11 protein-coding genes and 1 pseudogene are annotated in these 12,665 nt (G+C 47.2%); 6 read left to right on the top strand and 6 right to left on the bottom strand.

The genetic code is table 11. From position 1 onward, the window contains the following. Nucleotides 1–110: 110 nt before the first annotated feature. Genes HC248_RS10975 through HC248_RS10965 form a run of 3 tightly spaced genes read left to right on the top strand, consistent with a single transcriptional unit; the run spans nt 111 to nt 1,953 of the window. Nucleotides 111–545: a type II secretion system protein gene (locus tag HC248_RS10975; RefSeq protein WP_420372020.1), complete on the top strand. Its 435-nt coding sequence runs from the start codon at nt 111–113 to the stop codon at nt 543–545. After that, the gene (locus HC248_RS10970; RefSeq protein WP_202882372.1) at nt 484–1,203 is read left to right on the top strand and encodes a hypothetical protein; all 720 of its coding nucleotides are present in this window, start codon (nt 484–486) and stop codon (nt 1,201–1,203) included. The genes HC248_RS10975 and HC248_RS10970 overlap by 62 nt, the downstream gene beginning before the upstream one ends. 9 nt (nt 1,204–1,212) lie before the next feature. Next, the gene (locus HC248_RS10965; protein ID WP_168922509.1) at nt 1,213–1,953 is read left to right on the top strand and encodes a hypothetical protein; all 741 of its coding nucleotides are present in this window, start codon (nt 1,213–1,215) and stop codon (nt 1,951–1,953) included. Nucleotides 1,954–2,010: 57 nt separating this feature from the next. Here HC248_RS10965 and HC248_RS18000 read toward each other — a convergent pair whose 3' ends face one another. Continuing rightward, entirely contained in the window at nt 2,011–2,196 is a 186-nt protein-coding gene (locus tag HC248_RS18000) for a hypothetical protein (RefSeq protein WP_168922508.1), read from the bottom strand. After that, nucleotides 2,181–3,026 carry a phosphatase PAP2 family protein gene (locus HC248_RS10955; protein WP_168922507.1) on the bottom strand — a complete coding sequence of 282 codons (846 nt, stop codon included), beginning with the start codon at nt 3,024–3,026 and terminating at the stop codon, nt 2,181–2,183. Before HC248_RS10955 ends, HC248_RS18000 begins: the two co-directional genes overlap by 16 nt. A gap of 497 nt (nt 3,027–3,523) precedes the next feature. On the opposite strand from HC248_RS10955, the pseudogene HC248_RS10950 reads away from it, so the two are divergent. Then, nucleotides 3,524–4,475 (top strand): annotated as a pseudogene (locus HC248_RS10950) (IS30 family transposase). Between the two features lie 164 nt (nt 4,476–4,639). Then, the gene (locus HC248_RS10940; protein ID WP_168920864.1) at nt 4,640–5,620 is read left to right on the top strand and encodes an IS30 family transposase; all 981 of its coding nucleotides are present in this window, start codon (nt 4,640–4,642) and stop codon (nt 5,618–5,620) included. Between the two features lie 11 nt (nt 5,621–5,631). On the opposite strand, the gene HC248_RS10935 is transcribed toward HC248_RS10940, so the two are convergent. The 4 genes from HC248_RS10935 to HC248_RS10920 all read right to left on the bottom strand — a co-directional run bounded on the left by HC248_RS10935 (nt 5,632) and on the right by HC248_RS10920 (nt 11,362). Further along, entirely contained in the window at nt 5,632–7,881 is a 2,250-nt protein-coding gene (locus HC248_RS10935) for a DUF4214 domain-containing protein (protein WP_168922504.1), read from the bottom strand. A gap of 470 nt (nt 7,882–8,351) precedes the next feature. Next, nucleotides 8,352–9,635, bottom strand: a complete 1,284-nt coding sequence (locus HC248_RS10930) for an MFS transporter (RefSeq protein WP_168922503.1) — start codon at nt 9,633–9,635, stop codon at nt 8,352–8,354. A 219-nt stretch (nt 9,636–9,854) separates the two neighbouring features. Further along, entirely contained in the window at nt 9,855–10,913 is a 1,059-nt protein-coding gene (locus tag HC248_RS10925; RefSeq protein ID WP_168922502.1) for a Stealth CR1 domain-containing protein, read from the bottom strand. Nucleotides 10,914–11,185: 272 nt separating this feature from the next. Then, nucleotides 11,186–11,362, bottom strand: a complete 177-nt coding sequence (locus tag HC248_RS10920) for a hypothetical protein (RefSeq protein WP_168922501.1) — start codon at nt 11,360–11,362, stop codon at nt 11,186–11,188. 481 nt (nt 11,363–11,843) lie between these two features. Between HC248_RS10920 and HC248_RS10915 the strand changes: the two genes are divergently transcribed. After that, entirely contained in the window at nt 11,844–12,515 is a 672-nt protein-coding gene (locus HC248_RS10915; protein ID WP_168922500.1) for a helix-turn-helix domain-containing protein, read from the top strand. Nucleotides 12,516–12,665 lie beyond the last annotated feature (150 nt).

Below are 12,665 nucleotides of genomic sequence, written 5' to 3'. Positions count from 1 at the left end.
TGGCCTACTTAAAAATCACCGTATTATTTTTTTGGCTTAAGAGGCGATTGTCTTGGCATGGCTTTATGAGCTGGATTACGCGTTTCTCAAAGCACTCGACTAAGCGCTGTATTGTTCCAAGCAATCGCCTTAGTGGTCTAAATAATCACCGCCTTGGAAGGCCTTGCGCAAACACCCCTAGCAAAGGCTTTACGTTGATTGAACTTTTAATTGTGCTGGCGATTGTTTCTGTTTTGCTGACTTTGGTGTCCCCCCTTTATGTCAAAAAAATAGAAGCGTCTAAGGAGACTGTGCTGCGCGAGAATCTTCGCCTGACCCGGGATGTGATTGACAAGTTTTATGCTGATCTTGGGCGCTATCCAGACAGTCTCAATGAGTTGATAGAAAAAAATTATTTACGCGATTTACCGGTTGACCCTATCGCTGAGTCATCGACTGCATGGCAAATCATTGATGTTCCCATTGGCTTTAAAGGCCGGGTTTATGACCTTAAAAGTGGTGCGCAAGGCGCGGATAGAAATGGCAAACCCTATGCGCAATGGTGAGTCAGTACGGCCGTCAACTCAGATTTTTCGAAGCGTTAAAGCAGCTGGTTTTGCCTATGTTTTGTTATTGGCTTTAATCGCTGTGATTGCTTTGCTTGCTAGCTCTGCAATTCGCCTAGGTGCGCAGATGGCGCGGCGTGATGCCGAACAATCATTGCTATTTGTCGGCTCAGAATTTTCATCTGCATTGCGCAGTTACGCAGCTTTTGCTAATGCGCCGCACAGCAGTGTGCCGCTAAGCAGTGCGTTGCCAGCCGCTGCTGCCTTGCGGGGGCCGCGAACACTTGAAGAGTTACTCAAAGACAATCGCAGCCCTGGCCTTAAGCGTCACCTGCGAAAAATTTATGCAGACCCCATGACGGGTTTGGAAAACTGGGGTTTGGTAAAAGATCCAGCCGGTTTTATTGTCGGCGTTTACAGTCTGGCGCCGGGTAGGCCGATTCAGCAAACTGGTTTTGATACCCGCTTTAGTAATTTTGAAGAGGCGCAATCTTATGCTGATTGGGTTTTTGCGCTGTCAATTTTGCCAGCGCTTTCCAGTGTTTCGTCCGCACCGTCTATTCCTACTTCTGCACCTAGGCCTAGTGTCTCTCCGCTGTCATTTAAGTCTGGTGTTTCAACTGACAACTCACCGCTACAGCCCAATACCAATCGTTAGGCTAACTTTATGCCGCGTCTATCTTCAATACGCCTTAACTTCAATACTTGGAAACTTTTTGCAAAGGGATTGATTTTTGTTTTTGTGAGCATTAATGCGTGTGCTGTTGTTGCTGCAGATAGCTTAGAGCTTGCGCAGCAAGCGTGCGAGCGCTTTGAAGTTAATTCTCCCGTCAAGGGTTCCCAAAAACCCGAGCTTAAACCGCATATTTCTTGGTCAGGTGATGCGCTTTTAAGTTACCGTTTGCAACTAGCCGTGGTCTTGCCTGAAGGCCGCATACTCGATTCAGTCGATCTTCATTTAGTCGGAAACCATTGGGTATTTACTTCACCGGTGTCTGTGCCGCTAGCCGCTGTCAAAGTGATTGTCAGCCGGCATTGTCCAGCGCTTTCGATTCAGGACTTGCAAGCCCAACCACCGCATTTTTTTATCAATGACTTGCAAAGCTGTGTTGTTGAGCCTTTATCCGTTTCTCAAAACAAATCATCTTTGCAGTGGCGATCTCATTCAAAGGTAGACCGATTCGCCGTTACTTTATTTGTGATTAACGCTGATCAATACGGCCTGCTGACTATTTCAAGAGATGCGCGCTATGAAGTGCAAAAATCGCAGTGGGATTTTCCAGAGCAGGTGCGCAATCAGTTGCTGCTTTTAAGCTCTAATGGCGCTAGCTTGGTGGCATCGGTTCAGGCGCAGTGTGGTGCGGTTTGGAGTCAACCGCAATCGCTCAGTTTGCGCTCGGTGTCTTAAGTTTTTTTGTCGTTGCATCAAAGGTTTCTGACGTAAATTATTTCTAATTTGTCTTAGTTATTTCAGAGATGCAATGACTTCCTGCCCCACGCTTTTTCCCAGCTTTAAGCCTTCCAAATTGTCGCTGTGAAAATGTATTCCACCCCACAGCCTAGACATTGCAGCTTCTTGTGCCATCGCATTAAAAATATCCGCTTGCAAAGGCCATATCGCGCCTAAAACTTCTGCTACCGCAGCCGACAAAGTCGCATGCCCAGAAACGTAGCCAGGAAATGACGGTGTGATACTAAGGGCGTAAATGTTTTGTCCAGATCACGCCGGATAGCGGTGATAGGCCGCTCGCTCCAGTCGCGAAACTTAATCCGCCAACAGGCAATCAGTGCGTCTTGCATCGCAACACTCACTGTTGCTAACATGGTTGCACAGGTGGCGAACTGATGACGCTGTTCTGGTTCACTTTTATTAATTAAATTTTTTACAGTGTGCTGCATCCACACGCCTGCCGGCGTGACAGAGCCGCTGTCTAAATTCCAATCCAGTGCGGCTTGTCTTTGTGCTGCGCTCAAGTGCTTTGATACCTCCCATACCTGTTGTGTCTCGCTGCTGTGCTGGCTTGATTTAGGTCGCGCTGCAGTTGGGGGTTCATAACGATTCGGCGAGGGCTTTATCCACGGCTGCCACTCGCCCGCATAGGCTTCTGTTGGGTTGACGCTGTAGAGCGGGTAGCTCGCTTGCCAGATGCCAGAAAAATATTTTGGCCTGCTGTGTATGGGCCAAGTTCGTCCTGCGCCATCTTGCATGCTGCGTGTAATCACCGCTGTTGCTATTTGCTGGCCAAGCGTGTATGCAATCGCTTCGCTTTCTTCATCCGTGATGATTTGTGCACGCATCCAAGCGTATTGCGCATCGATATTTCCAGCGGTCTCATTGGGGTAGAAATGCTGTAACACCAAAGACGCCGCTCTATGGGCGGCCAACTCTGCTAAAGCACTGTGTGCGTTTATTTGTGTGGCGTGAAAATACGCATCATTCATTGCCACTTGGGTGTGCGCTATTGCTCGTGCAGCACGCAATGGATTTTGTTGGTACTTAACTACCAAACGCAGCCAATACACAGTCCAATGCGTGGCTCTTTTGACTTCTCCGTCTAACTCTTTTATTTTTTTATTGGCTGTTTTATTTGGGTTTTCAAGTTTTATATTTTTAACAAACCATGGTTTTATTAAGTGGCTTTCAGTTAAAAAATTGGGCTCTTTTTTTTCTTCTTTTTAGCTTTGTAAATGCTTTCGTATTGGTTGAAATAAATCCTGCACACAACAGACTATTTTTTAAAAATAGACGCCGCTGAAATTTAATAATTGATTCCATAAAGTTTTTTATTCCGCGGATTCCAGTCTGAAGTGCAACTTTGAAATTAACCGGACGGGTAGGTGAGATGTGAGGGCATCCAAGCTTTTCGACCACCAAGTCAAAGTTGCCCAGAATGATTTACACACACCTCACCCGTGACGAACGTTACTAGATTGCAATCCTCGCCAAAGCAAACTTCAATCAAAGTGAAATTGCAAAAATGATGGAACGTGATAAATCGAGCATCAGCCGTGAGTTGCGCCCTAACCGCGGTCTACTAGGCTATCGTCCTAAGCAGGCAAACCAACTCGCACAAGAACGAAGACTTACCTGTGCCAATAGTCCTAGAGTTGCTGACTCGACATGGGCTGTGGTGGAGGAAAAGTTGGCTGAAACTTGGAGCCCCGAGCAAATCAGCGGCCACCTTAAAGCTAGAAGCCAACTCGGTGTTAGCTATGAGAGCATCTACCAGCATATCTACCAGCATATCTACCAGCATATCTGCCGGCATATCTACCAGCATATCTACCAGAGTATCTACGCAGACAAACGCGCGGGCGGCAGTTTGCATAAAACACAGCGTTGCCAGAAGACGAGAAAAAAACGCAGCAGCGGCCGTGAACGGCTCGGCACCATCTCTCACCAGGTCTCAATAGAACTGCGACCCGCCATCGTGCTTGAGCGTGCGCGCTTTGGCGACTGGGAGGCTGATCTGGTGATTGGCGCCGGGCAGAAGCAAGCCCTAGTGACGATTAATGAGCGTGTCTCTCGCTATTCAATAATTTCATGTGCCATTCAAAACAGCGCAAGCCGTAGGGGACGCGTTAACCACTTTACTCAAACTGTTCGCTCATTGCGTGCACACGCTCACGACTGATAAGGGCAAGGAATTTGCCCAGCATGAACGAATAGTTTCTGCGTTGAGTGCAGATTTCTTTTTAGCTAATCCATACGCCTCGTGGGAGCGTGGGGCGAACGAGAATATGAACGGTTTGATTCGCCAGTTTTTCCCAAAGGGGATGCGCTTTAATTGCATCACCGACGATGACATTGCTTTAGCGATGCACAGGCTCAATCATCGTCCTAGAAAATGTTTAGGGTATCGAACGCCGCATCAGGTTTTCATGGAAAAGTTAGAGTCCTATCAGCTTACGGTTGCACTTCAAGATTGAGTCCGCCGATGAAATTACCTGAACTTGAGCCCACTAACGTAGATTTCTCTTTTTGTTTAAAGTCGCGGATTCAAGTCTGAAGTGCAACTTTGAAATTAACCGTACGGGTGGGTGAGATGTGAGAGCATCCAAGCTTCCCGACTACCAAGTCAAAGTTGCCCAGAATGATTTACACACACCTCACCCGTGACGAACGTTACCAGATTGCAATCCTCGTCAAAGCAAACTTCAATCAAAGTGAAATTGCAAAAATGATGGACCGTGATAAATCGAGCATCAGCCGTGAGTTGCGTCGTAACCGCGGTCTACGAGGCTATCGCCCTAAGCAGGCAAATGACAAAGCCCAAGAACGTAGACTTGCCTGCGCCAATAGTCCTAGAGTTGCTGACTCGACATGGGCTGTAGTGGAGGAAAAGTTGGCTGAGGCTTGGAGCCCCGAGCAAATCAGCGGCCACCTCGAAGCTAGCCACCAACCCGGTGTTAGCTATGAGAGCATTTACCAGTACATCTACGCTGACAAACGCGCGGGCGGCACCTTGCATAAAACACTGCGTTGCCAGAAGACGCGAAAAAAACGCAGCAGTGGCCGTGAACGGCGCGGCACCATCTCTCACCAGGTCTCAATAGAACTGCGACCCGACATCGTGCTTGAGCGTGCGCGCTTTGGCGACTGGGAGGCTGATCTGGTGATTGGTGCCGGGCAGAAGCAAGCACTAGTGACGATTAATGAGCGTGTCTCTCGCTATTCAATAATTTTCCACGTGCCATTCAAAACAGCGCAAGCCGTAGGGGACGCGTTAATCACTTTACTCAAACCGTTCGCTCATTGCGTGCACACTCTCACGACTGATAACGGCAAGGAATTTGCCCAGCATGAACGAATAGCTTCTGCGCTGAGTGCAGATTTCTTTTTCGCCCATCCATACGCCTCGTGGGAGCGTGGGGCGAACGAGAATATGAACGGTTTGATTCGCCAGTTTTTCCCAAAGGGGATGCGCTTTAATTGCATCACCGACGATGACATTGCTTTAGCGATGCACAGGCTCAATCATCGTCCTAGAAAATGTTTAGGGTATCGAACGCCGCATCAGGTTTTTATGGAACAGTTAGAGTCCTATCAGCATACGGTTGCACTTCAAGCTTGAATCCGCCAGTCTTAAAGTAAATGTAAATCCGCCACACTCAAGCCTGTGAGTGTCAGCGCCACCGCTGTATCAATGCTTGTAATTGCCGCTGCGATTGCCATACCTTTGCTCACTGATTCATTAGCGCTGTTGTAGTTAAGTCCGTAGTCAATAGCTACAGCTTTGGAAACGGCTATCTTGTTGTCCAGGAGATCAGCTACGTAACCGTAATTCGTATCGCCTTTGAAGGTGTGAGCTGAGTCTAAGATGTTAGAAACCAACGAGCCTTTTGATGCGCTACCGTTAGAAAGCTTGACCGTCCAGAAGGCTAGCCCTTCTGCATCGGCGCCGTCTTTTCTACCCAAAACGTTTTTGTAGATGACGTTGACAAAGTCATTATTGCTCATGGTGCTGGTAAAGCCGGTAAGACTGCTGTACTGCACACCAGCGCTATAGAAAGCATCGGCAATTTGGGTAATACTTTGTCCACTTACTTTATTTGCTATCCAATAAGAAAGACCGTCGGCATCGGGTACGCGGTTGAAAAATGCGACGTAAAGTTCAATCAATCGGGTGACGTCGGCGGCTGGCGCTGCCTCAGCTTGAGCTTGTATTTGTAGGTTGCTGGCTTTGTCGGAAAAACGCAGAGCTTGAATGTTCACAAGCGTGTCGGCAATACCATTACCAGTTACCGTCACGCTTCCCTCATTACCGCGTGAGATGGTGTAACTGCTCATGTTGTGGCTATAAACGCTTGTGTTCATGCCTAGTCCACCGTCTATATGTGCTGGTTTTACGTTTGCGTTGGTATCGTAAAACGTATCATTACCGGCCCATGTTCGCATCAACATGGAGTTGTTGCGATCTGAAACGACAACACTTTCTAAAAAATCGTTTGTTGGGTTGTATTGGGACAAAACGTTAACGTATTCGTAGACAGTCGTATAAGCATCGAGCGCAGTGTCTTTTATTGCCGAATGAACTTCCGCCACAAAGTTTAAAGAGCCGTCACTTTGTGGAACTGCAATAAAGACTGGCGGTGTTGACGTGGAATTAAAAGTCATTCCTAAGTAAGAATATACCGATGCAGCAAGGGTTTTAAATTGATCGTGCATTGCGACATATAAGCGCCCGGTCCCATCATTTAATAAAACATAATCCGCTTGTCGCGATGGCGCATTCCAGCTAGTGCTGCCAGCAAAGAGATATGTTTTTATGCCGCTGTGATCAATGTCGATGAAGCTTGGGTTGTAATCCATTTCGGAGACATTGAGATTCATGTCTGGATTTAATGCGGCAGTTGCATCTTTAAACGTACCGTCTCCTTTATTGATGAGAATTTGGAGTGCTGATGGGAACTTCGAACTCGAAGCACTCCACATGGATTCGCCTGCGAGAACGTCTGGCTTGCCATCGTGGTTCACATCGTCCGTCCATAGCCGATACGTATGAGTTGTACCAGGCCCCGAAAGACTAACAAAATCTTTGTATTGAGGCAGTGTTGAGAGGTATGGCGTGATGATCTGTAACGGACTTGACTGAGATTGTGCCCCTGAAAAGACCTGTATATTCATAGCCTCTGCGTGGTTCGTTGCCGCGTTGTAATTAACGGCAATGTCACCAACAACAATCTCAAGCTCTCCATTAGGACCGATGTTTCCTGCCGTGATTGAGGATCCGCCGTTAGGTGTAGTCAGGGCTGAACTGAGATTTTGAAAAAATCGACCATCTGAAAATGTGTAGCTTGGACTGTAATCCCCACTTTTTCCCGTTTGATAGGTAGCGGTGACAACGGTAGGTTTCCCATTAACCGACACCAATTGCGCGTCGTGGGCTATCAATTTATCTGTCAATCTGACCTTGGTAAACCCACCATCGGCGTTTGACAAGTACGCAGTACTGGGCATTGCAATCCACGGGGTCTCGTTGTAGGGCGCTAAGAATATGTCTGGTTTCCCATCACCATTAAAGTCCGCAACGATTAACGACTGACTGCCGTTGTTAACGGGGTCTGTAATATATGCGGCCGTATTGACTGTTACCGTACCTAGTGCAGAAGGCGTAAACAACGCTAAAGATACTGGAACAGTTGATGAAAATGCAGGCGGCGAACCTGTAAATGCCCAACCATTAACGAGTAATCCATATTGGCCTAAATTTCCAATTGGAATTAAGGTGTGATTAGCTACGACCGTTCCATTGTAGGAAGATGAAAGATAGTTTTTATCGGTAACTGGTTGCCAAAGTCCAGCATCGGACAGCGTTGGTTTTGTGTTTGCCATTTAAACTGTTTTGCTTTTGTAGAGAAAATTTTTTTCTAACGCGCGGTCTTTTTTGCCGAACTACGCTTTAACGCAATTTTGTTCTGTGCGTATCGTTGCGTTAAAAGAAACATCAACAAAAAGATACATCAACATTCTAGAACGGAAATAAATCGAAAAGGTACATCCACATTTAAGAAGAGATCCAGATTAATTTTATCTTTTAACTCGCTGTAATTGTATTTTTTATCAAGCGCGCAGCAGATGAAATTACTTGATCTTGAGCTCACTAAAGTGGATGTCTCTTTTTCTTTTATTTGAGCATTTCACCATTTCACCATTGGATGGTTAAACCCATTCAGCTCTAGAAATCTGTATTACTAATCTTTAGAAAACTCTTTAGTCTATTAATTTGAATAGGCCCAAAGAGTGAAAAGAATGAAGGCACTCTAGCGACCTCTACTCACCACTCGATTGCAAAGTGTGATTAGTTAGATTCGACCTGTGGCGGTAACTACTGGTGTTGGAACTTTTGCTGGTGCTGCACTTGTATGACTCGCAGCAACGCGCGCGCGTCCGCCTTTTTCTGCCCAAGTGCGAGTCCAGCGTTGTTGCATTTTGCGTAGCATCAGCAGCATCAACAGGGCGAGGCAAGCAAACAGCACAAACCCCCAAGCGAAGCTGCCGGCATATTGCTTTGACAAACCCATAGTCGCTGGTACCAAGCCGCCGCCTAACGCACCAATCTCACCAATCATGGAGCCGGCCACTGCCGTTGCGGCTGGCCAGCGCAAGGGCACGAGTTGAAACAGCGCGCCATTGCCCGCACCCAATGCTGAAAAGCACAGCATCACCAACAAGGTAGTGGCGGTCAATGATTCGCCAGCAAAACTGCAAGCTAATAAGCTGCCGGCAATCGTGAGCAGCACCACGGTTAAAGTGTTGATGCCGCCCCAGCGGTCTGAAATCCAACCGCCAAAAACTCTGAGTGCCGCGCCCATGAATGCGGCCAACATAGTGAGTTGGCCGGCTTGTATTTTGCTGACTGCAAACTGGTCGTAATAGTAGGTCGGCAGAAAAGTTGCCAAGCCTATAAAGCCGCCAAAGGTCACGGCGTAAATTAGGCTAAAGGCCCAGCCGTCTTTTTCAAACAAGCAGGCAATGTGTTCTTTAAAGCTGGCGTGTTCATTTAAATCGTCAGGTTCTTTCGCAAACACAATCATCACCAGCATGGGGATGCTGATGGCGATTGCTGCCAGTCCATAGACTGCTACCCAACCAAAAGCTTGAGCCAAAGGCGGCGCAATTAGTACTGAGAGTGCCGTGCCTACATTGCCCGCACCAACTAGTCCCATGGCCATGCCTTTGTGTCGCGCTGGAAATGATCCCGATCCGAGTGACAGTGCTACGCCAAAACTTGCGCCGGCAATACCTAGCAAAACGCCCATGGCGAGCAAGTCGTTAAAGCTTTGGACGAAGAAAAAGCCGAACAGCATGGCCACTGCAATCATGGCCATTTCGACCAGCGTAGCCTTTTTACGGCCTATGTATTGCGACAGCAGACCGAGTGGAAAGCGCATCAAAGCGCCGGCCATTATTGGAATTGACAACATCAAGCCTTTTTCGGCTGGTGTCAGATTAAAGGTCTCTGAGATGAAGGGCGCCATTGCGCCATTGAGCACCCAGATGCAGCAAGAAAATGAGAAATAAAGAAATGCTGCGAACAAAGTCGGGGAATGGCCGCTTTTGAGAAAGCTACGGAAGTATCCGGTCATGCTTAGGCCTTTGGGAGTGGTGATAGGTTTGAATAGCGGGCCTAGCATTGCGCACGCCGTTATGCACAATCTCTGCTCATATTGAGCAGAGGCGGGCGCCTCGTTGCGTCCAAATTAATAGATGCAAAACTTGTGCCAGCTATTCCTATTTCTATCTGATGGGCTCCCAGGGTCGATTTTTCCGCTTCAGTTTAGCGTCGTGTTTGTTGACGTTTATGCCTATGTTGCGCAGTCGCTGGTCTGGCTCAGCGCGTCTTGTTCTTGCGTTTTGGGTATGTAAGCGGTTTCAAATGAGCAGGGTTCAGGCAGCAAACTCTCTAGCGTTTTACTCACGCGCCGAAGTCGCAAATCACCGTCGAGCGCTTCGTCGCAAGTGTCGTTAATGCAAAAGAAGGGCAGCTTGCCGAAGTGCGTAGTTAGAAACATCAGTTGCTGCTCTGCCTGCGCGTCACAAGTGCAGATGTGCAGTGGGTCCAGCGTGAGTTGCTCGGCGTAATCCATTTGGACCATCCAGCGCGGCACTAAATCGGGCACGATGGCGGGCACGCGCCAAGACCTAAATACGGTCGAGCGTACCTGCTCAAATAATGTCGGTGCCAGACCTTCAAGTTCTTGCATAGCGCTTTTAAGCATGGGCCGCGGTGCGTGTGAGAAAACCCGGGCATCGTGTTGGTAGCTGGGGTATTTTTTACCTAGCCAGTCACGCGATAACAAAGAGGCGTTTACCAGCGATGTCTCGCCGGGCTGGTAGTGCTCAAAATCCGCTACTTCAGAGGCCTCTAAAAAAACTTTAGGTTTGTTGCCAAACCACCAGTTGGTATCGACCGGTGCACCAAAAAAGACGTCGTCGTTCATGTAGATGAATCGCTCTGACAAGCCTTTAATGCGGTGCAGGTAAGACTCGATATTGCCCGAGTCAAAGATTGGCCCTTGGCCTTTTGGTAGCAAGTCTTTGTGGTCAATCACGCTCAAACCACTGCGACGGCGCAGCCAGCGCGGCGTCTGGCTGTCTGTGACTATGTAGATATGACCGTGTTGGGGAAAGAATTTTTCTAGAGCGCGTAGGTTAAATCGAAGCTCACCGTTGTCGCGGTAACGCCCCGCTGTGTTGCCAAATACAGCGAGTTCATTGGGGTTGCGATCTATCCAGCTGGCGTAGGCATGGCTGCGTTTTTTCTGCCAAACGGGGTCTGAGCCGTCCACCCAGAGGTAAACAATGTCGATGGCGGTATCAATCAAAATGTCAGTTGGGCAGTGCTTAGCTTTTGTTGTCGGCATGAAGAATGTTTAGAGTAGGCAGACTGCCGAATTTTTAACGGTCTCGGATTATCAACCTTTCTGCAATTCATTGGCACTTGGCCGTCCTTTAATCGCCCATTAACCGCCCATTAACCGTTCTTTATCAGTCATTTAGCTGTTTTTTAGGCTGCTCACCCCAATAGGCATTGTTCTGTGGGTGTGTTGGTTGGTGACTCGCTGTCAGGCGGTAATTTCTCTACATGCGATTGGCAGGTGTAGAGAAAATTGATCACCGCTTTGCGGCATTGCAGTTATGGCTGAGTCTCGTCGAGTTGCGCATGGGTGCGGTATCGTTTTAGCTCGACATACAAGACTTCGCCAAATGTCGCAGTTAGGCCATTACGCTTCATGAGAATTTTCTCAGTCAATAAGACGGTTTCGTCCTCATCGTGAGTCACTAATACAGGCGTGCTTTGAATTTTGGCCACAATCTGCAGGTCTTGGTTTGCCGTTTGGGACTAGTAAAGTACGGCGCAGGCCATATTATTTTTTCTCAGCGTTTTTTAATAGGCCTATTTGAAATTGACGTGATCGCTCCATCAGTCAATAGGCATGCATATTGGCATTAAGCATCTTCACCAAGATTGACGCTTTCACAGCTAGTCTGAAAGACTTTGACGGTGTTGTATTGCTCAAAATGCAAAAGTCGAGCATCTAGAAAGTCTCTACTTATGCAGCAGGACCCAACTATTTTTACAGGCCTTACGCACAAGATGACTTGCGCTTTTGTCTTGCGTTCAAACTTGGCTTTCAGAATGGACTTTTTATGGCGTGCATCTACATCGCTTAATCAGCGTTAAAGCCCTTATAGCAATTGTTAAATATATGTTAAAAATTAATATGATCAGCTTCCATTTGATTAAAAAGTAACTAAAATTATTTATTAATTTCTAAATACTCAAGGGTTGTATGGTTATTGAAAAAACTTTTTGCACCACTAGGCAAGCGGTTGATTTACTGGGTATATCAGTAGGTACTGTCCAGTTCTGGGTTGGCAGTGGATTGTTATCAGCTTGGAAAACACCCGGCGGTCACAGGCGAGTGATGCGCGCATCAATAGACAGTCTTTTGTATGGCGCAAAAGACAAACTCGCTGACTTACGCCTGCCCACTGCATCCATTCCTATTGCCTTTAGCGTTGACAACTTATCCTTAAAGCTTGCCACTGCGCGAAAGCCTTCTGAAGGCAAACGTTTTAAAATATTGATGCTCGAAGCCAACAGCACATTGAGACTAAAGTACGAAGCCGCATTCAAAAAATGGCCTATTGCGCCTGAGGTAATGGTTGTGGGCAATGCCAAGGATGGATTAGCCGCTTTCGAGCGTGAGCCTGCTGATATGGTGATTGCAGACCTCGACAGCACAGGCTTGGGCTGTTTTGAGTTGGTCAGCAGCCTTAAACAAATTCCGGGTAATGAAGATTTATGTTTGGTATTGGTCGGTGGTTTAACGCAAAATATTTTTACGCTGCCAAAGCCGCTGCCATTGGGGAAGCTATTACTGTTAGCGCGAAAAGCATCTAAAAATAAAACTATTAAAGTGTCTGCTTCAGAAACAGTTAGTAAGCGTCTGCGTGCTTAAACACTTCAATTAAATGCGCCTTGATGGACTAAATCTCCCCGTTGTATTGGTGTTCATCGCTTTTTAAACAATAGTTTAGAGATGTAATTTTTTGCCATGCTGAAATTTATTTCTCAGATCAGTTTTAGTTACTGCTTTTTAATTGCTCCA

The sequence above is a fragment of the Polaromonas vacuolata genome (genome assembly GCF_012584515.1).
Lineage (GTDB): Bacteria > Pseudomonadota > Gammaproteobacteria > Burkholderiales > Burkholderiaceae_C > Polaromonas > Polaromonas vacuolata.
This window is presented reverse-complemented; position numbering and strand designations above follow the sequence as displayed.

Bases quoted from the DNA above. Each gene is read 5' to 3' on its own strand.
- HC248_RS10925 (WP_168922502.1), bottom strand. From the start codon at position 10,913: ATGCCGACAACAAAAGCTAAGCACTGCCCAACTGACATTTTGATTGAT.
- HC248_RS10940 (WP_168920864.1), top strand. From the start codon at position 4,640: ATGATTTACACACACCTCACCCGTGACGAACGTTACCAGATTGCAATC.
- HC248_RS10965 (WP_168922509.1), top strand. From the start codon at position 1,213: ATGCCGCGTCTATCTTCAATACGCCTTAACTTCAATACTTGGAAACTT.
- HC248_RS10930 (WP_168922503.1), bottom strand. From the start codon at position 9,635: ATGACCGGATACTTCCGTAGCTTTCTCAAAAGCGGCCATTCCCCGACT.
- HC248_RS10935 (WP_168922504.1), bottom strand. From the start codon at position 7,881: ATGGCAAACACAAAACCAACGCTGTCCGATGCTGGACTTTGGCAACCA.
- HC248_RS10970 (WP_202882372.1), top strand. From the start codon at position 484: ATGACCTTAAAAGTGGTGCGCAAGGCGCGGATAGAAATGGCAAACCCT.
- HC248_RS10915 (WP_168922500.1), top strand. From the start codon at position 11,844: ATGGTTATTGAAAAAACTTTTTGCACCACTAGGCAAGCGGTTGATTTA.